Here is a 17,835-nt window from a genome sequence, read left to right on the forward strand (position 1 = left end):
ATATCAGTGCACTTTGGAACCCGATACATTTTGAATCAATAATTGCGTCTGCAGTTCAACATACTCTTGAAGCGTGTACTGTTTATGCAAAGCCCATCTTCTAAAACTCCACATCTGTCCCTGTACGAAAATGTTATGTGAAACAAGGCTTATTTGTTTTTCCGTTAATGATAGCTCCCCATTCTCAACACATTTCGTTATCACTTTTTCGAACATGCCCACCATCCGAAGTTCTTTATTCAGAACATATGGTAAAGCATCTTTCGTCAGGGCCTTCACTTCCTGATACATGACAAGCACTTCGTCCTGCATATCATCCATCACTTTATAAAAATAGGCGATTGTCAACTTCAAGCTTTCAAGTGTCCCATCACTCTGTTCTATTTCCTTCTGAAGCTTTTCCTGGACTTCATCATAAATAAAGTCACAAACGAGATATAATATATCTTCCTTGGTCCGGATATACTCGTATAATGTACCAATGCTAAAGCCTGCCGCTTTGGCAATTTCCCTGGTAGTCGTACGATGAAATCCCTTTTCTTTAAAAAGGGTCACCGCTCCTTTAATCATTTGAGTACGCCTTTTTTCAACCAGCCGCTCATCCTTTACAGATGCAAGAACCTCTCTTTTTTCCATTTCCAAACTCCTTTTGAAAGCCCATTATTCAACCATTGATATTCTGAAGAAATTGAAAAGGGAATTCCGGTAAAGGCAGAGCCTCATCGGAAAACCACAGTTTCAACCCTATTTAGTAACCATCCGTGAGATGACCAGCTTTTGAATTTCCTGTGTACCTTCGTAAATCTGGGTTATTTTCGCATCACGCATATACCGCTCCACTGGATAATCTTTTGTATATCCATAGCCCCCGAAAACCTGTACGGCCTCCGTCGTCACTTTCATTGCTGTATCTCCAGCAAAAAGTTTGGACATGGCCGACTCTTTCCCATAAGGAAGGCCCACTGATTCCAACCAGGCTGCCTGATAGGTTAATAGCCTTGAAGCCTCAACACCCGTTGCCATATCCGCCAATTTAAAACCGATTCCCTGCTGTGCAGAAATTGGCTTGCCGAATTGGACGCGCTCTTTTGCATAATCAACCGCGGCATCCAATGCACCTTGGGCTATCCCTACAGCCTGGGCTGCAATTCCATTACGGCCGCCATCAAGCGTCATCATCGCGATTTTAAAGCCTTCCCCTTCTTTTCCAAGGAGATTTTCTTTAGGAACACGGCACTCATCAAAGATGATTTCCGTAGTCGGTGATGAACGGATTCCAAGCTTCTTCTCTTTTTTACCAACACTGAAGCCCGGGAAGTCCTTTTCAATGATAAAAGCACTCGTTCCTTTTTGCTTCGATTCAGGATCCGTCAATGCAAAGACGACATATGTATCCGCAATCCCGCCGTTCGTAATGAAGATTTTGGAACCGCTGATAACATATTCATCACCCACAAGCTTTGCAGTCGTTCTCATCCCTCCGGCGTCTGAGCCTGAGCTAGGCTCAGTAAGGCCATATGCACCGATTTTTTCACCTTGTGCCATCGGGCGAAGGTATTTTTGTTTTTGTTCTTCAGTGCCAAACTTATATATTGGCCATCCTGCGAGCGAAGTATGGGCTGATAAAGTCACCCCAGTAGAAGCGCAAACGCGGGAAAGTTCCTCAACCGCTATGCAATACGCTAAGTAATCACTTCCAATTCCGCCGTATTCCTCAGGCCACGGAATCCCGGTCAATCCAAGTTCAGCCATTTTATCGAAGATTTCACGGTCGAATCGTTCTTCTTCATCCCTCTCGGCAGCAGTCGGAGCCACTTCATTCTGGGCAAAGTCGCGCACCATTTTCCTGATCATTTCATGTTCTTCCGTTAGTTTAAATTGCATGGCAATGCCTCCTAAATTTCTCGTAATTACAGACTTTTACTGATGACCATTCTCTGTATTTCGCTTGTACCCTCATAAATTTCAGTTACCTTTGCATCCCTGAAATATCGTTCGACCGGATAATCCGTTGTATATCCATAGCCCCCGAACACTTGGACTGCTTCTATCGCCACCTCAACGGCCGTCCTCGAAGCGAATAGCTTAGCCATTGCCGCCTCTTTACCGGACTTTAATCCCTGTGAGCGTAAAAACGCCGCACGATAGACGAGTAATCTTGAAGCTTCTATGCTCGTTGCCATTTCGGCCAGTTTGAAACCAATCCCTTGCTGTTCTGCAATGGGTTTTCCGAATTGCTCCCTGCTTTTTGCATATCGGACAGCATGTTCCATGGCTCCTTCTGCAATACCCAGCGCTTGAGCAGCAATCCCGATTCTTCCAGCATCCAAGTTGGCCATGGCGATCTTAAAACCTTCCCCTTCTTTGCCTAGGAGATTGGCTGCAGGGACTTTCATATCCTCGAACGTCACCTGTACGGTGCTCGAACCATGAAGGCCCATTTTACGTTCATCTTTACCGATGATTAAGCCCGGCGTCCCTTTTTCTACAATAAAAGCAGAGATTCCCTTGCTTCCCTTCTGTGGGTCGGTCGAGGCAAAAACAATGAACACATCCGCTTCCCCGCCATTGGTGATAAAAACCTTGGACCCATTTATTCGATATTGTCCGCCTTCCTTTACTGCCACTGCCTTCGATTTCAAACTCGCAGCATCGGAACCTGAGCTTTGCTCAGTCAAACAAAAGGCCCCTAAATTTTTACCAGCGGCTAACTTAGGCACATACTTTCGCTTCTGCTCTTCCGTTCCAAAATAAACGATTGGATTTGTGCCAACAGATGTATGAACGGACAGTATGACACCGAGAGTGGGACTTACTTTGGAAATCTCATTGATGGCAATGATATAAGACATGAAGTCCATACCCGCGCCACCGTATTCTTCTGAAATCGGAATTCCCATCAAACCAAGCTCACCCATTTTTTGCAGAATCGTTTTTGGAAACACGCCTGTTTCCATTGCCTCGATATGAGGAGTGATCTCATTCTCCGCAAAAGAGCTTACCATTTTCCGCATCATTTCATGTTCTTCGGTAAACTTGAAATCCATCCTTCATCCCTCCCTGGCTGCACATCTTTCCATGATTAGTTATATTCATAAAAGCCCCGTCCTGACTTCTTGCCTAACCACCCTGCCTTTACATATTTCCTTAACAGCGGACACGGTCGGTATTTATCGTCTCCCAGTCCTTGGTGAAGGGTTTCCATTATATACAAGCATGTATCCAGGCCGATGAAGTCAGCTAGCGTAAGCGGGCCCATCGGATGGTTCATGCCCAGTTTCATTACGTCATCGATCGCTTCTTTAGTAGCGACGCCCTCATAAAGTGTATAGATGGCCTCATTGATCATCGGCATCAAAATCCGATTCGCTACAAAACCTGGAAAATCATTGACTTCCACCGGTACCTTATTCAAGGATTCAGCCATCTTTTCAACCTCTTGATAAACTTCATCCGCTGTAGCAAGGCCGCGGATGACCTCAACCAGCTTCATGACTGGAACCGGGTTCATAAAGTGCATGCCTATTACCTTTTCCGGCCTTTTCGTGGCAGCGGCTATCTCGGTAATCGGTAGCGAAGAAGTATTGGATGCAAGAATGACGTGCCGGGGCGTGATTTCATCCAACTCGGCGAATATTCTTGTTTTTATTTCCATGTTTTCCACTGCCGCTTCAATCACCAAATCTACTGCAGCTGCATTTTTCAAATTCGTTGAGGAAGTAAGCCGGGAAAGGATTGCATCCTTCTCCTCGGATTCCATTTTCCCTTTTTCAACCTGCCGCGATAGGTTTTTGGCAATAGTCCCTAAACCCTTTTCTACATACTCATCTTTTAAATCGTGTAAAAGAACTTCATAACCGCTCATTGCACAGACCTGGGCAATGCCAGATCCCATCTGTCCCGCACCAATGACCATCACTTTTTGAATGCCCATGGGAATATCCCTCCTCATTTATCTATGAAACTATTATCCTTGCTTAGGCACTTCTATTAAAATGGCATCTCCCTGACCGCCGCCACTACAGATCGCTGCGATGCCCAATCCCCCTCCGCGGCGTTTCAGTTCATGCATCAGCGTAATGATGATGCGGGCACCACTTGCCCCGATTGGGTGACCTAATGCTACGGCCCCTCCGTTTACATTCACTTTTCCTGGCTCGATGTTGGCAATTTTCCCGCTGGCCAATGCAACCGCAGCAAATGCTTCATTCACTTCAAATAAATCAATTTCCTCTATCGATTTACCTGTCTTCTTCAGAAGTTCATTTATGACCAGACCTGGCGTTTTAGGGAAGTCCTTTGCTTCCACTGCCACTTCTGCATGAGCTAAAATATAGGCAAAAGGCGTTTTCCCTTCTTTTTCAGCACGTTCCTTACTCATCAATACGAGAGCACCCGCCCCGTCATTGACACCTGGTGCATTACCAGCCGTAATGGTCCCCTCATTATTGAAAGCTGGACCTAGTTTAGCCAACTTTCCGGCAGATGTATCTTTTCTTGGGGCTTCATCATGTTCGATGGTAATTGGTTCGCCTTTTCGGACCGGCACTTGTACGGAAATGATTTCTTCTGCAAGAATTCCGCCATCGATTGCTTTTATCGCTTTTTGGTGACTCTCATAAGCCCAGTTATCTTGTTCCTCACGGGTGATTTCAAGATCCTCGGCTGTACTGTTACCGTAAGTCCCCATATGGACGCCCGTAAAACTGCAGCTAAGTCCATCCGATATCATCGTATCCTTCAGTTCCCCATCACCCATCCTTAGGCCCCACCTTGCTTTTGGAAGGATATAAGGTGCATTGCTCATCGATTCCATTCCGCCGGCAACAATGATTTCTTCTTCACCTAAGCGAATGATCTGATCAGCCAATGTGACACTGCGAAGTCCTGATGCGCATACTTTATTAATGGTTTCCGTTTTCACTTCCCAAGGTAATCCAGCATGACGGGCTGCCTGGCGGGACGGTATTTGGCCTTGGCCTGCTTGAAGCACATTCCCCATGATGACCTCGTCCACTTGGCTTCCTTCAATCCCTGCCCGAACAAGTGCCTCTTTGATTGCTATTCCACCAAGTTGTGATGCCGTCAAACTGCTAAGACCACCGCCGAATTTACCAAAAGGTGTTCTCACACCGCTAATAATCACTGTTTTCGCCATCATTATTTCCCCCTATAAGTAACATTGATTGAACGCTCGCTCAATTTGGAGTTAAAAAAATAGTGTTGTAAGCGCTTAATATTATATTATATTACACATTTTTCTCAAAAATGAAAATATTTAGTTTATAAATATTTGAAAATATTGCCTGCTTCCATTTGAATCTCATTTAGAGGAAGCAGGCAATTCCATTTAAAATTAAGAGGCAATCGATTTATTTTCACCAATGACCGCTTTTTCGAGTAGTTCAGCTACATCATACGTTTTAACATTTTCCTCAACTTCTTTTGCCTTCGTCCCATCAGATAGCATGGTCAGGCAATAAGGACATCCTGAGCTGATCACTGTTGGACTGACGGCCAGCGCCTGTTCGGTACGGGCGACATTAATGCGGTTTCCAGTTTCTTCCTCCATCCACATCAAACCGCCTCCAGCTCCGCAGCACATACCCTTCTCACGGTTACGCTCCATCTCAATAAGTTTCACTCCATCAATGGATTGTAAGATTTCACGCGGCGGGCTGTAAACTTCATTGTACCTTCCCAAGTAACAGGAATCGTGGAATGTAATCGTCTCATTCACCGGATACTGCGGCACCAGCCTGCCTTCACTGACAAGTTTGGCCAACAGCTCAGTATGGTGATACACTTCCGCTTCCAAGCCAAAATCCGGATACTCATTCTTAAAGATATTGTATGCATGCGGATCGATCGTCACGATTTTCGTTATTTCATTCTTTTGGAATTCTTCTATATTTTTCATGGCAAGTTCCTGAAAAACAAACTCATTACCCAATCGACGTGGAGTATCCCCTGAGTTTTTCTCCTTATTTCCGAGAATTGCAAATGTGACGCCCGCTTCATTCAATAATTTAGCAAAGGAAAGGGCAATCTTCTGGCTTCGGTTATCGTATGACCCCATTGAACCCACCCAAAATAAATACTCGAATTCTTCGTCTGCCTTTTTTAATTCCTTCACGGTTGGGACGCTGACATCTTCCCGAAGGCTCCGCCAATCTTCTCTCTCTTTACGGTTCAATCCCCACGGGTTCCCTTGACGCTCGATATTCGTCATGGCACGCTGTGCATCGGGATCAAGTCTGCCCTCAGTAAGCACTAGATAACGGCGCATATCAATGATTTTGTCGACATGTTCATTCATTACCGGGCATTGATCTTCACAGTTCCGGCATGTGGTGCAAGCCCAAAGTTCTTCTTCCGTAATGACTTCGCCAATCAGGCTCGGACTGTATGCTTCAGTTGCTGCAGCTGATTCCTGCACCCCCTGCGCGGCACCAGCCAGAGCGATCTTATTTCCCTTCGTATTTCCAAAAACAAAAGATGGCACCCATGGCTGCTTCGTTGTAACGGCAGCGCCTGTATTAGTTAAATGGTCACGCATCTTGATTATGATATCCATCGGGGACAGCATTTTCCCAGTACCTGTGGCTGGGCACATATTCGTACAGCGACCGCACTCCACACAGGCATAGAGGTCCACCATTTGATATTGCGTCAAGTCCTCGATATATTTGGCACCGTAATATTGATTGCCTTCTTTGTCGAGAATCTCTTCTTCCAAATCAACCGGTTTCAATTTCCCCGGATTGTCCAGGCGATTAAGGAATACATTTATTGGACCGGCAATCAAATGAGCGTGCTTAGATTGCGGGATATAAACAAGGAAAGATAATATGATCAGTAAATGCAGCCACCAAGCTACATAAAAAACGACGGTTGCCGCTGTTGTCCCCATCCAGCCGAATAGAAATGCAATGCTCGATGCGACAGGCTCTGACCAGGTTGCATCGTGTCCATGCCAGATCATTCCCATTCCATTCCCCAGTAATACGGTGATCATGATACCGGTAATGAAGATGACAACCAAACCTGCTTTGAAATCCCTTTTCAAGCGAACAAGCTTTTCGACATAACGGCGGTATGCCGCCCATAGGATTGCAACAAGAACGGTAAGCGTCACAATTTCCTGGAAGAAAGTAAAGGCCGGATAAACAGGGCCGAACGGTAAATGCCACCCCGGCCTTAAGCCTTTAACGAAAAAATCAAGTGCACCAAATTGCACTAATATGAAACCATAAAATAACAAGGCATGAATGATCCCGCTCTTTTTATCTTTAAAGAGCTTCTTCTGTCCAAATACATACACCCCTATTTTGACAAGACGATCTTTCACACGGTTATCGAATTCCACTTTTTTGCCAAGTTTTATATAAGCAATACGAGTCTTTATCAAATAGATAAACAAACCGGCGGCGTAAGCGGTTACAAACAGGAATGCAACTAAGTTGATCCATAGTAAACCATTCATTTCCATGCAGTCTTTCCCCCTCTTTAGTAAATTGCAAAATGCCAGGTACCATTATGGGAAATTTGGCATTTTTCTGAAATTTGATTAATTCCATTATATAATGAATGAGCATTCAGTCAACTTTTTTCTTTTAAAAACCATTTAATTTTTCTGCCCCTTAATTATATAATTCGACAAATCCATGCATTACCCTTCCGCATTCAAAAAAAATGAAGACCCTTTCCCCCTTTTTAATGGTTACTGACAGGGAATTAGAGCCAAACTAAATATAATCATTTAGGGGGGATTTTTTTTGAAGATAATCACCACGATTGCCTCTATATTTTTATTGATCTTCTCTTGGTGCTGGGTTGATCTTAAGGTAGGGCATAGCCGTTATTCGAAGCACGCAACCAACATTAAATATCCGCCTCGGAATAGCGAAATAACTGTATTCACATCAGGGAAAATCCTGTTTGAAGATTATATCAAGGAAGTCAGGCAAGCTCAGGATTCCATCCATATCCTTTTTTATATAGTAAAAAACGATAAATTCAGCAAGGACTTTTTGAAGTTACTGCAGTCAAAAGCGGAAGAGGGCGTGGAAGTGCGGCTTTTAGTCGATTGGATAGGGAGTAAAAAAATGTCCCGCCAAACCATTCAGGAGCTGACTGAAAGCGGCGTTCATTTTTCTTTCAGCTTTAAACCGAAACTCCCCTTCCTTTTCTATACCATACAAAAAAGAAATCACCGTAAGATCTCGGTGATAGATGGAAAGATCGGCTATCTTGGCGGCTTTAATATCGGTAAGGAGTATATAAACCAAGGGGAGAAGCTGAACCCATGGAGGGATTACCATTTAAAAATGACCGGGGAAGGTGTAAAGGACCTTCAGGAAGTCTTCCTCTCGGATTGGTTCTATGATACAAACGAGGATTACAGAGGAACGCCTGCCTATTTTCCGACATTGACTCCCGGGACGCAGGCCCATCAGTTTGTCGTCTCGAATGGCAGTGATCTTGAACAGTCACTGACACACATGATTCGTCAAGCGACTAAAAAAATCATTATCGGGACTCCATACTTCATTCCCAGTGAAACTTTATTTCAGGAATTGAGGGATGCCCTTGCACGCAATGTTTCCGTTACGGTCATCGTACCTGAAATTTCAGACCACGCCCTTGTAAAAGAAGCTTCTTTTCCCTATTTTCGGGTACTAATAAAAGACGGGGCGGAAATCATGCAATTTCAAAGAGGGTTCTACCATTCTAAAGTGATGCTGATCGATGATATAATGTGTGATATCGGTACGGCTAATTTTGATAAACGCAGTTGTTTTTTAAACAGTGAAATGAACTGCACCGTATTTGACCGGACATTTATAAAAGATGTAGAAAAGGAATTGGCAGTGGACCTGGCCGAATCCAAACCGCTGAACGGGGACGCTCTTTCCAGCATGAATGTAGTCCGTTCAGCAAAAGAATCGCTGGCTTCCATCCTTTCTCCTTTTCTTTGACAACCCTTTGCTCAAGGAGAAAAATATAATGAAAATAAGATTTGGGTTCGTATCCAATGCCACCTGTTTATGGGAGGCTTCTCCGGCTAAGACACTTACTTTCAAGCGATATAGCACACTTGGCGCAGAAAAAGGAATGGAAAAGCTTCTGGATGTGACAAGGCAGAACATTGAAAATACCTTAAGGGTCCTTCAATATAACACGGCACACCAAATAGAAGTATACCGGATGTCCAGTTCCATTGTTCCTTTAGCGACACATCCCGAAATCGAATGGGATTTCGTCACTCCTTTTGAAAAAGAGTGGAAACAGCTTGGCGATTGGGCAACTGCACACAAGATGAGGCTCAGCTTTCATCCCAATCAGTTTACGCTGTTCACCAGCCCTAAGCCCGAGATCACACAAAATGCAGTGAAAGATATGGAGTTCCATTATAAAATGCTTGATGCAATGGGCATTGCGGACACCTCTTTCATCAATATCCATGTCGGTGGGGCCTATGGCGATAAAGAGTCCGCCCTTGTAAGGGTTCATGACAACCTTAAATCGCTGCCTATGCACATCAAGGAAAGAATGACTTTGGAGAATGATGATAAAACTTATACAGCATCTGAAACCCTCGGCGTATGTAAAAGGGAGGGAACTCCGCTTGTATTCGATTATCACCATCATCTCGCTAACCCTTCAGATGAGCCTCTTAACGAGCTGCTCACCGAGGTGTTCACCACTTGGAATCAAGCAGGGGCGGTACCAAAGATCCATATTTCATCCCCAAAATCGGCAGGTGAATTTCGCTCGCATGCAGATTATATCGATTTGGACTTCATCATGCCCCTTTTTAAAGTGCTTAAGGATCTTGGACAGGACGCGGATTTCATGATCGAGGCCAAGATGAAGGATCGGGCAATGTTGCAGCTGATTGAAGATATGGCTAAGATTCGAGGTGTAAAAAGGGTGAGCGGCGGAGCCATTGAGTGCTAAATAACCTAAAAAAAGCGGCTGTTTCGTTTGAAACAGCCGCTTTTTTCCATTACATTTTTTCCGGTGCCGAAACCCCGATGATGGCCAATGCATTCTTTAACGTAATTTGGACGGATTTGACCAGTCCAAGACGAGCCTTACTTCTTTCCATTTCTTCAACATCCAGAACCTTATCTGCATTGTAGAAACTGTGGAATGTAGAGGCCAGGTCGAATATATAGTTCGTCATACGGTGAGGCATCCGTTTTTCGGCTGCTTCCGCTATTGCCTGCGGGAATTCTCCTAATTTCTTCAAAAGCTCCACTTCTTTTTCAGTAGATAGGGCAGAGAAATCAGTGACTCCTTCATAGCTGATCCCTTGTTCCACACCTTGGCGCAAAATGCTGGAAATACGGGCGTGGGCATACTGTGCATAATAAACCGGGTTTTCATTGGATTGTGAGACCGCAAGATCCAAATCAAAGTCCATATGGGTATCCGCACTTCTCATTGCAAAGAAATAACGTGTTGCATCCAGACCCACTTCATCAATCAGGTCACGCATCGTAACTGCTTTACCGGTACGTTTACTCATCTTCATTTTCTCGCCATCCTTGTACAGGTGGACAAGCTGGATGATTTCCACTTCAAGCTGCTCGCGGTTGTACCCTAATGCTTCGATCGCCGCTTTCATACGAGGGATATAGCCGTGGTGATCTGCACCCCAGATATTGATCAGCGTTTCAAAGCCGCGTTCCAATTTATTACGGTGATAGGCAATATCCGGTGTCAAATATGTGTAAGACCCATCCTGCTTAATAAGCACCCGGTCTTTATCATCGCCTAATTCCGTAGAGCGGAACCATGTAGCCCCATCTTCCTCGTAAACATGGCCCCTTTCCCTCAACACTTTAAGTGCTTCATCAATTTTACCGTCTTGATAGAGGGATGTCTCGGAGTACCATACATCAAATCCGACACGGAAATTACCCAAGTCCGTTTTCAGTTTTTCCATTTCATATTTCAAGCCGTACTCACGGAAAAATTCAAAACGTTCCTTCTCATCGGCATTTACATATTTATCCCCATACTCACTTGCAAGCGTCTTACCGATGCCAATGATATCTTCGCCATGATAACCGCCCTCAGGCATATCCTTTTCGAGTCCAAGTGCCTGGAAATAACGGGCTTCTATGGAAATGGCCAAATTATTGATTTGGTTACCTGCATCATTGATATAGTATTCACGTGAAACATCATAACCTGCTTTAGCTAGGATATTACATAGCGTATCGCCTACTGCTGCACCACGGGCATGACCAAGATGGAGATCACCGGTCGGGTTCGCGGAAACGAACTCCACTTGGATTTTTTCGCCTTTACCAAAGTCACTTTCCCCATATGCTTCATCCACTTTCAAAATGACAGGAACCAGTTCTGTCAAATAAGCATTATCCATGTAGAAATTGATAAAACCCGGTCCTGCAATTTCAATTTTTTCGATGGATGCTTTTGAATTGTCAAAGTTTTCGATGATTGCCTCTGCTATCATCTTTGGCGCTTTCTTTGCAATCTTCGTTAATTGCATGGCCATATTCGTGGAATAATCTCCGTGTGTCTTATCTCTTGGCAGCTCCAATACAACATTCGGAATTTGCTCTTCCGTTGCTAAACCGGCTTTAATGACTGCCGCTTTAATCTCTTCTTTCAGTTTTTCCTGTACCTCTTTTACTATATTCATGCGTTATGCTTCCTCCTTGTAGGAAATAGTCATCTCATATTGACCGGGTTCGCTTCCCTGCATATGTAACGTATATTTAAGGACAAGTTTCCCTTGTTTGGCCTGCTCATCCCATTGATGAGAGATCTTCTTCGCGGTCGTCCGTAATCCTAACCTGCCATATATACTTTCGTAATGCCCATTTGTCGCTTCCTGCAGGCGGAAAAGCTGCCTCATTTTAATGGCACCGTTTCTAAGCAGGATCGTTTCATCCGGTTTGTGCTTGATGGTCGTTTGTGTTTGACCGGTTTCATTTTCCTCTTTATATTGCAAATATAAATCTGCACCTTTATACATTTTTGTACCAAATGTGACCAGCTCATACGTTTCCGTTTCTGAACCGTGCTTGATTTTTGTCTGTAAAGTCACTTTAATAGCATGCTTATCTATATCATGAAGAGTCAAAGCTACACTTCCTTCATCATGTCGTTCTTAACTTTATAAGTATAAATATTCTTCAAGGAAGTTTCAACTTGGAGCGGAAAATAAAGTGTTAAACCAAAAGTGTGCTGTCGAAATCAAGTTGTTGCAATCCATTTGATTTTAACGCAATAATGACTCATTGGGCGGAATTATTCAAAAAGAGCCCTTAATTCTATCCACGGATAAAAAAAGACCATTCCCGCTAAAAAAACAGGAACAGTCAAGTCTTCCATCATTAACCCTTTTGAACCCACCCTAGAATCATTTCGCGAATCAGCTTGCTCGCCGTATTCGCAGTTTGCTCGGATGGATCATAGATTGGTGCGACTTCTACTAAATCGCAGCCGACCACATTTATTTCAGACCGTGCTATCTCATGAATCGAAGCTAAAAGCTCTTTGGAAGTGATGCCTCCACAATCAACGGTGCCTGTTCCCGGCGCGTGCGCAGGGTCAAGAACATCGATGTCGATCGTCACATATACAGGACGGCCAGCTAACTGCGGCAGTACTTCTTTCAAAGGTTCAAGAACTTCAAATTTAGAGATGTGCATGCCATTTTCTTTTGCCCATTGGAATTCTTCCTTCAAACCGGAACGAATGCCGAAAGAGTATACATTTTTCGGGCCGATAAGTTCTGCGGATTTACGGATGATGGACGCATGGGAAAGCGGCTCTCCCTCATAATCCTCACGTAAATCTGTATGGGCATCCATATGGATGATGGCCATATCGGGATACTTTTTGAACATGGCTTTGATGACAGGCCATGTGACAAGATGTTCCCCTCCCATACCCATTGGGAACTTACCTGCATCCAACAAGCTGTCGACAAATTTTTCAATCATATCGATACTGCGCTGCGGATTGCCGAATGGTAATGGAATGTCCCCGGCATCAAAGAATTTAACTTCCTCTAATTCACGATCTAAATACGGGCTGTACTCTTCCAAACCAATCGAAACTTCACGAATCCGGGTAGGGCCGAAGCGAGATCCCGGACGGAAACTTACCGTCCAGTCCATCGGCATGCCGTATAGCACAGCTTCAGATTCCTCAAAAACAGGGTGGCTTTTAATGAATACATTGCCTGAATAGGCTTCATCGAATTTCATGGTCCATGCCTCCCTTACTTCACTAAATCTTGAACGAATTTAGGCAGAACGAAAGCTGCTTTATGAAGTTCTTTTGTATAATATTTAGTTTCCATTTCATGGAAACGATCTTCAGTCACTTCTAATGGATTATATTTTTTCGATCCGATCGTGAACGCCCAAAGGCCGCTTGGATACGTCGGGATATTCGCTAAATACAGGCTCGTGATTGGGAATATCTCTTTCACATCACGTTGTACATCGCGAATTAAGTCCGCTTTAAACCAAGGGTTGTCGGATTGTGCCACAAAAATCCCGTCTTCTTTCAAAGCTTTGGAAATCCCGGCATAAAAACCTTTTGTGAATAAATTGACAGCAGGTCCGACAGGTTCAGTTGAATCAACCATGATCACGTCATATTCATTTTCACTTTTGGCGATGTGCATGAAGCCATCCCCAACTTGTACGTCTACACGCGGATCTTCAAGCATGCCTGCAATTTCCGGCAGGTATTTCTTTGAGTATTCGATGACTTTCCCATCGATATCCACCAATGTAGCTTTTTTTACGCTTGGGTGTTTAAGGATTTCACGGATGACTCCTCCGTCCCCTCCACCTACAACCAAAACGTTTTCTGGATTAGGATGGGTAAATAAAGGAACATGGGCTACCATTTCATGGTAAACGAATTCATCGCGCTGTGAAGTCATTACCATGTCATCCAGCAATAGCATATTGCCCCACTCTTCCGTTTCAATCATATCAAGCTTTTGAAACTCAGTTTGCTCCGTATGTAAAGTACGATTCACTTTCATCGTAATACCAAAGTTCTCTGTTTGTTTTTCAGTAAACCAAATGCTCATTTATTAACGCTCCTTTTCCATTTCATATTGTCAGTCACCTTATAGGTTCCCCAAAATCGGTATAGTCATTAGCTAGAAAAATTATAGACGAATCTAGCAGAATTGCAAGATAAATTTCTTAAATGCAGTTCTTATGTTTAAAATTTTCTTTTTTTTCCATAATAGTAATAGATACTAGATTCTTACCCGATAAGAGAGGTGAAAGCAATGGAATTGATTCCAAGCGAACGATTTAAAAGGACAACTAAATATGTACGGGCCTTCATTATCCTTGCCGCAATCGGGCTGACAATACTCTTTGTATTGCTTCTCTCTTTACTGATTTACGCAAAAATATTAGGTCCGCCTCCTTTGGTCGTGCCGCAGTCCACTCTCTATTACAGTGATGATGGAAATGTGATCGGTGAAACAGATAATGGCCAGAAGCGTTATTGGGCCGGAATGGAGTCGATTTCACCACAGCTCATCAAAGCGACTGTCGCCGTTGAAGACCGCCAATTTTACACTCATTATGGATTTGATATAAAGCGGATCGGCGGTGCCATCCTTGCCGATATTAAGGCAATGTCCAAGGTGCAGGGTGCAAGCACCATTACCCAACAGTATGCCCGGAACCTGTTTCTTGGGCATGACAAAACATGGTCGCGTAAACTTAATGAGGCCTTTTATACGATACGCTTAGAAATGAACTACTCCAAAAAGGAAATTCTAGAAGGCTATTTAAATACGATTTACTATGGCCATGGCGCATATGGAGCCCAAGCTGCAAGTCAATATTACTTTGGCAAGGATGCCAAGGATTTGACTCTTCCTGAAGCGAGCATGCTGGCCGGAATACCAAAAGGGCCGTCAAACTATTCTCCATTGGATAACTTTGAAAAAGCGAAATCAAGGCAGAAAGTTGTCCTGCAATCCATGAAAAGCAAAAACTACGTTTCAGAAAAGGATATCGCGGAAGCTCTGCGAACATCCCTTACATTAAAAGGGGAACACGGAACGGTCACCAAGAAGACCGCTCCCTATTTCCAGGATGCCGTCAAGCAGGCTTTAAAATCTCAGCTTCATTTAGATGACCGGACGATCGAGCTCGGCGGCCTTAAGGTGTATACGACACTGGACGAAACCCAGCAGGATGCTGCTGAAGAGGTCCTTTCCAATACCATACCCAAGTCTTCAGGCATTCAAGCCTCGATAGTGGCAATGGATCCGGATACCGGGGAGGTCCGTGCGCTGGTCGGCGGTAAAGATTATTCCGAGTCTCCATTCAATCGGGCCACCCAGGCCGTTCGCCAGCCTGGGTCAACCATGAAGCCATTGCTATACTATTCAGCGCTGGAGAATGGTTTCACACCGTCCACCACCTTGAAAAGCGAGACAACTACCTTTTCTTTCGATGATGGTCACTCATCTTACACACCGCATAATTATAACCATCAGTATGCGGAAGGCGAAATCACGATGGCTCAGGCCATTGCTCTTTCCGATAATATCTTTGCCGTAAAAACGCATTTGTTCCTTGGGGAACAGTCATTGGTCGATACGGCGCGCCGATTCGGAATTACGGCAAAGATGGATGCGGTCCCTTCCCTGGCACTCGGTACGTCAGGTGTTAGGGCGATTGAAATGGTGAACGCATACAGCATTCTGGCTAATGGCGGCAAGAAGGTTGAACCCATGTTTATCAAAAAGGTGGAAAATCAAAAAGGTGAAGTGATTTTTGATGAAAAGGAGAAACCCAAACAGATTCTGGATAAGGACAAGGCATTTGTCATGACCCAGATGCTTACAGGTGTTTTCGATGAAACGTTAAATGGCTATACGAAAGTGACCGGCAGCACCATCAGTTCCCAGCTGACCCGCCCATATGCCGGCAAATCAGGCTCCACCCCGACGGATAGCTGGATGATCGGTTACACACCGGAGCTCGTAGCAGGAGTATGGACTGGATATGACCAAGGCAAAAAAATCGAGATCCCTGCTGAAAAAGGCTATGCAAAGAAAATCTGGGCTTCCTATATGGAAAAGGGTCTAAAAGGTAAACCGGCAAAATCATTTAAGGAAACCGAAAACGTAATCGGGGTAAACGTGAATCCCGTAAGCGGAAAATTGGCCACAAAGGATTGTCCCGTCTCAAGAATGACTTATTATGTTAAAGGAACCGAGCCTGTTGAATACTGTGCCGAGCACTTTAAGGGCGGGAATCCGAAACATGCCCCAAAAGAAGAAGAACTTAAAAAGGCCCCTTGGTACAAGAAAATCTTAAAACCTTGGGGATAACGAAAAACCCCCGAAGCCTGCAGAGGCTTCGGGGGTTTTTCTGTCCTAGTTCCACAGTGACTAAACTGCTGTCTTTAAGTTTACTGATTTTATCGCTTTCCTACAAGTGCATTTTTCACTAAACTTAACATTTCATCCATCAAACGAGATTCAAACCGTCAATGACTCCTTCAGCTGATTTGAAGAACGCTCCCACATTCCCGCATCATGGTTTTTCAGGAAGTCTGCGAGTACACGTTTTGATTTATCGTCCATTTCCTCAACGATGATCTTTCGTTTTAGCGATTTATCCATCCGGTTAACATGCTCCGGGAGCGATTTGTAACCGCGTCTAATTGATCTGTCGACCGTCATTTCACATGCTGTCACACCTGCATAGTGCGGACCATTTTGAGTGGCTTCAATGGTCACCCAAACAAGCCAGTAGGGTTTGGCATTCGGGACTTCCTCTTTAGTCTTTAAGAACTTGATCCCTTTTTCCACTGCACTCCTTGCATGCATCGCTCCGATATCGACTTCTGCTTCACCCGCATCCACATCGATGATGACCGGGGAAATATTATCGAGCGTTAATACCCCTGCCCCATATCCGCCATGGCCTTCTGTTGGGTCGTTTTTTATAATATTGAAGCCTACCTTTTTCTTTGGTTGTTCTTCCATTGTTCATATCCCCCTTTATTGTTTGTCATTCCTTATTATTGGTTAAAAAAACAAAAGTGAAAAAAATTGACTCAAGGTGTCTCTTACAAATTCTCTACCAGTATCCAAAATCGGGCTTATTGTATATTGACTCAGCGGTGTGATGATCAGAATCAAAAAAATAAGGGAGCCATATTGTTCATACTGGGTCATTTTTGCCCGCAAGTCTGCTGAAACAAGATCCTGAACGATCCTATAACCATCGAGAGGCGGCAGCGGTAACAGATTAAATACAAATAAAAGGACATTTAAATTTATGAGTATATTTAAGAAGGGCTCGACGAAAAACGGTAACTCGGGTCCAACGCCTGCCGCCAGCAACCCGTAAAAAATCAAATACCCCAAAATTGCAACAAGCAAATTGCTGAACGGACCGGCAAAAGAGACGAGCACTCCTGCCAATTTTGGATTCTTGAAATGAAAACGATTGACCGGTACGGGTCTCGCCCAACCAAATCCGGCTATCAATATCAACAGAGTTCCGATCGGATCCAAATGTGAAATCGGATTCAACGTGACTCTCCCTTCATTCTTTGCTGTCGGGTCACCGAACTTATAGGCCACATACGCATGGGAAAATTCATGAACCGTAAATGCGATCAACAGTGACACAATGACATATGGAAGCTTTTCCAAAGGATAAACCAAAAACCGTTCTATTTGCTCCAAGAATTGCATCGATAGCTTCTCCCCCAATGTTTAATACCGTTAGTATACATCAAAAGCTCAAGAAGTGAAAAAACTCTGACTTCCGTGTC

General features: G+C 44.1%; 15 protein-coding genes. 3 read left to right on the forward strand and 12 right to left on the reverse strand.

The annotated features are described in order from the left end of the window. Positions 1-3: 3 nt before the first annotated feature. The 6 genes from ACJ9PY_RS26065 to ACJ9PY_RS26090 all read right to left on the reverse strand — a co-directional run bounded on the left by ACJ9PY_RS26065 (position 4) and on the right by ACJ9PY_RS26090 (position 7,486). Positions 4-636 carry a TetR/AcrR family transcriptional regulator gene (locus ACJ9PY_RS26065; RefSeq protein WP_034315867.1) on the reverse strand — a complete coding sequence of 211 codons (633 nt, stop codon included), beginning with the start codon at positions 634-636 and terminating at the stop codon, positions 4-6. A 108-nt stretch (positions 637-744) separates the two neighbouring features. Continuing rightward, positions 745-1,884 carry an acyl-CoA dehydrogenase gene (locus tag ACJ9PY_RS26070; protein ID WP_034315870.1) on the reverse strand — a complete coding sequence of 380 codons (1,140 nt, stop codon included), beginning with the start codon at positions 1,882-1,884 and terminating at the stop codon, positions 745-747. Positions 1,885-1,910: 26 nt separating this feature from the next. Beyond that, positions 1,911-3,047 (reverse strand): acyl-CoA dehydrogenase, encoded by a 1,137-nt coding sequence (locus ACJ9PY_RS26075; protein WP_063574644.1) that lies wholly within the window; start codon positions 3,045-3,047, stop codon positions 1,911-1,913. A 35-nt stretch (positions 3,048-3,082) separates the two neighbouring features. After that, positions 3,083-3,934 (reverse strand): 3-hydroxybutyryl-CoA dehydrogenase, encoded by an 852-nt coding sequence (locus ACJ9PY_RS26080; RefSeq protein ID WP_048683542.1) that lies wholly within the window; start codon positions 3,932-3,934, stop codon positions 3,083-3,085. A 33-nt stretch (positions 3,935-3,967) separates the two neighbouring features. Continuing rightward, on the reverse strand, positions 3,968-5,158 hold the full coding sequence (locus ACJ9PY_RS26085; protein WP_411740336.1) for an acetyl-CoA C-acetyltransferase: 1,191 nt from the start codon (positions 5,156-5,158) through the stop codon (positions 3,968-3,970). A gap of 198 nt (positions 5,159-5,356) precedes the next feature. Further along, positions 5,357-7,486, reverse strand: a complete 2,130-nt coding sequence (locus ACJ9PY_RS26090; RefSeq protein ID WP_411740337.1) for a heterodisulfide reductase-related iron-sulfur binding cluster — start codon at positions 7,484-7,486, stop codon at positions 5,357-5,359. Positions 7,487-7,778: 292 nt separating this feature from the next. Here ACJ9PY_RS26090 and cls point away from each other — a divergent pair, with 292 nt between their 5' ends. Together cls and uvsE are read left to right on the forward strand one after the other, a co-directional pair. Beyond that, positions 7,779-8,981: a cardiolipin synthase gene (gene cls, locus ACJ9PY_RS26095; RefSeq protein ID WP_283929675.1), complete on the forward strand. Its 1,203-nt coding sequence runs from the start codon at positions 7,779-7,781 to the stop codon at positions 8,979-8,981. A 28-nt stretch (positions 8,982-9,009) separates the two neighbouring features. Continuing rightward, positions 9,010-9,963 carry a UV DNA damage repair endonuclease UvsE gene (uvsE, locus tag ACJ9PY_RS26100; RefSeq protein ID WP_411739290.1) on the forward strand — a complete coding sequence of 318 codons (954 nt, stop codon included), beginning with the start codon at positions 9,010-9,012 and terminating at the stop codon, positions 9,961-9,963. Between the two features lie 49 nt (positions 9,964-10,012). Here the strand turns inward: uvsE and argS are convergent, their stop codons facing one another. From argS to speE, 4 genes are all read right to left on the reverse strand, one after another. After that, positions 10,013-11,683: an arginine--tRNA ligase gene (gene argS, locus ACJ9PY_RS26105; RefSeq protein ID WP_145506359.1), complete on the reverse strand. Its 1,671-nt coding sequence runs from the start codon at positions 11,681-11,683 to the stop codon at positions 10,013-10,015. Positions 11,684-11,686: 3 nt separating this feature from the next. Beyond that, positions 11,687-12,127, reverse strand: a complete 441-nt coding sequence (locus ACJ9PY_RS26110) for a DUF1934 domain-containing protein (protein ID WP_063574638.1) — start codon at positions 12,125-12,127, stop codon at positions 11,687-11,689. Positions 12,128-12,380: 253 nt separating this feature from the next. Beyond that, a complete protein-coding gene (speB, locus tag ACJ9PY_RS26115; RefSeq protein ID WP_034315888.1) occupies positions 12,381-13,259 on the reverse strand; it encodes an agmatinase in 879 nt (292 codons plus the stop codon). Positions 13,260-13,273: 14 nt separating this feature from the next. Next, positions 13,274-14,101, reverse strand: a complete 828-nt coding sequence (gene speE, locus ACJ9PY_RS26120) for a spermidine synthase (RefSeq protein WP_034315891.1) — start codon at positions 14,099-14,101, stop codon at positions 13,274-13,276. Positions 14,102-14,308: 207 nt separating this feature from the next. On the opposite strand from speE, the gene ACJ9PY_RS26125 reads away from it, so the two are divergent. After that, positions 14,309-16,378: a transglycosylase domain-containing protein gene (locus ACJ9PY_RS26125; RefSeq protein WP_411739291.1), complete on the forward strand. Its 2,070-nt coding sequence runs from the start codon at positions 14,309-14,311 to the stop codon at positions 16,376-16,378. Between the two features lie 150 nt (positions 16,379-16,528). On the opposite strand, the gene ACJ9PY_RS26130 is transcribed toward ACJ9PY_RS26125, so the two are convergent. Together ACJ9PY_RS26130 and ACJ9PY_RS26135 are read right to left on the reverse strand one after the other, a co-directional pair. Continuing rightward, a complete protein-coding gene (locus tag ACJ9PY_RS26130) occupies positions 16,529-17,038 on the reverse strand; it encodes a YwhD family protein (protein ID WP_098936991.1) in 510 nt (169 codons plus the stop codon). Positions 17,039-17,080: 42 nt separating this feature from the next. Further along, positions 17,081-17,755, reverse strand: coding sequence for a site-2 protease family protein (locus ACJ9PY_RS26135; RefSeq protein ID WP_411739292.1), 675 nt, complete (start codon positions 17,753-17,755; stop codon positions 17,081-17,083). Between the last annotated feature and the right edge of the window lie 80 nt (positions 17,756-17,835).

The sequence above is a fragment of the Peribacillus sp. S4 genome (assembly GCF_046715815.1).
Classification (GTDB): domain Bacteria; phylum Bacillota; class Bacilli; order Bacillales; family DSM-1321; genus Peribacillus; species Peribacillus frigoritolerans.

Excerpts from the sequence above, each read along its gene's own strand:
- ACJ9PY_RS26065 (WP_034315867.1), bottom strand. The coding sequence starts at position 636 with ATGGAAAAAAGAGAGGTTCTTGCATCTGTAAAGGATGAGCGGCTGGTT.
- ACJ9PY_RS26070 (WP_034315870.1), bottom strand. The coding sequence starts at position 1,884 with ATGCAATTTAAACTAACGGAAGAACATGAAATGATCAGGAAAATGGTG.
- ACJ9PY_RS26075 (WP_063574644.1), bottom strand. The coding sequence starts at position 3,047 with ATGGATTTCAAGTTTACCGAAGAACATGAAATGATGCGGAAAATGGTA.
- ACJ9PY_RS26080 (WP_048683542.1), bottom strand. The coding sequence starts at position 3,934 with ATGGGCATTCAAAAAGTGATGGTCATTGGTGCGGGACAGATGGGATCT.
- ACJ9PY_RS26085 (WP_411740336.1), bottom strand. The coding sequence starts at position 5,158 with ATGGCGAAAACAGTGATTATTAGCGGTGTGAGAACACCTTTTGGTAAA.
- ACJ9PY_RS26090 (WP_411740337.1), bottom strand. The coding sequence starts at position 7,486 with ATGAATGGTTTACTATGGATCAACTTAGTTGCATTCCTGTTTGTAACC.
- uvsE (WP_411739290.1), top strand. The coding sequence starts at position 9,010 with ATGAAAATAAGATTTGGGTTCGTATCCAATGCCACCTGTTTATGGGAG.
- argS (WP_145506359.1), bottom strand. The coding sequence starts at position 11,683 with ATGAATATAGTAAAAGAGGTACAGGAAAAACTGAAAGAAGAGATTAAA.
- speB (WP_034315888.1), bottom strand. The coding sequence starts at position 13,259 with ATGAAATTCGATGAAGCCTATTCAGGCAATGTATTCATTAAAAGCCAC.
- speE (WP_034315891.1), bottom strand. The coding sequence starts at position 14,101 with ATGAGCATTTGGTTTACTGAAAAACAAACAGAGAACTTTGGTATTACG.
- ACJ9PY_RS26125 (WP_411739291.1), top strand. The coding sequence starts at position 14,309 with ATGGAATTGATTCCAAGCGAACGATTTAAAAGGACAACTAAATATGTA.
- ACJ9PY_RS26130 (WP_098936991.1), bottom strand. The coding sequence starts at position 17,038 with ATGGAAGAACAACCAAAGAAAAAGGTAGGCTTCAATATTATAAAAAAC.
- ACJ9PY_RS26135 (WP_411739292.1), bottom strand. The coding sequence starts at position 17,755 with ATGCAATTCTTGGAGCAAATAGAACGGTTTTTGGTTTATCCTTTGGAA.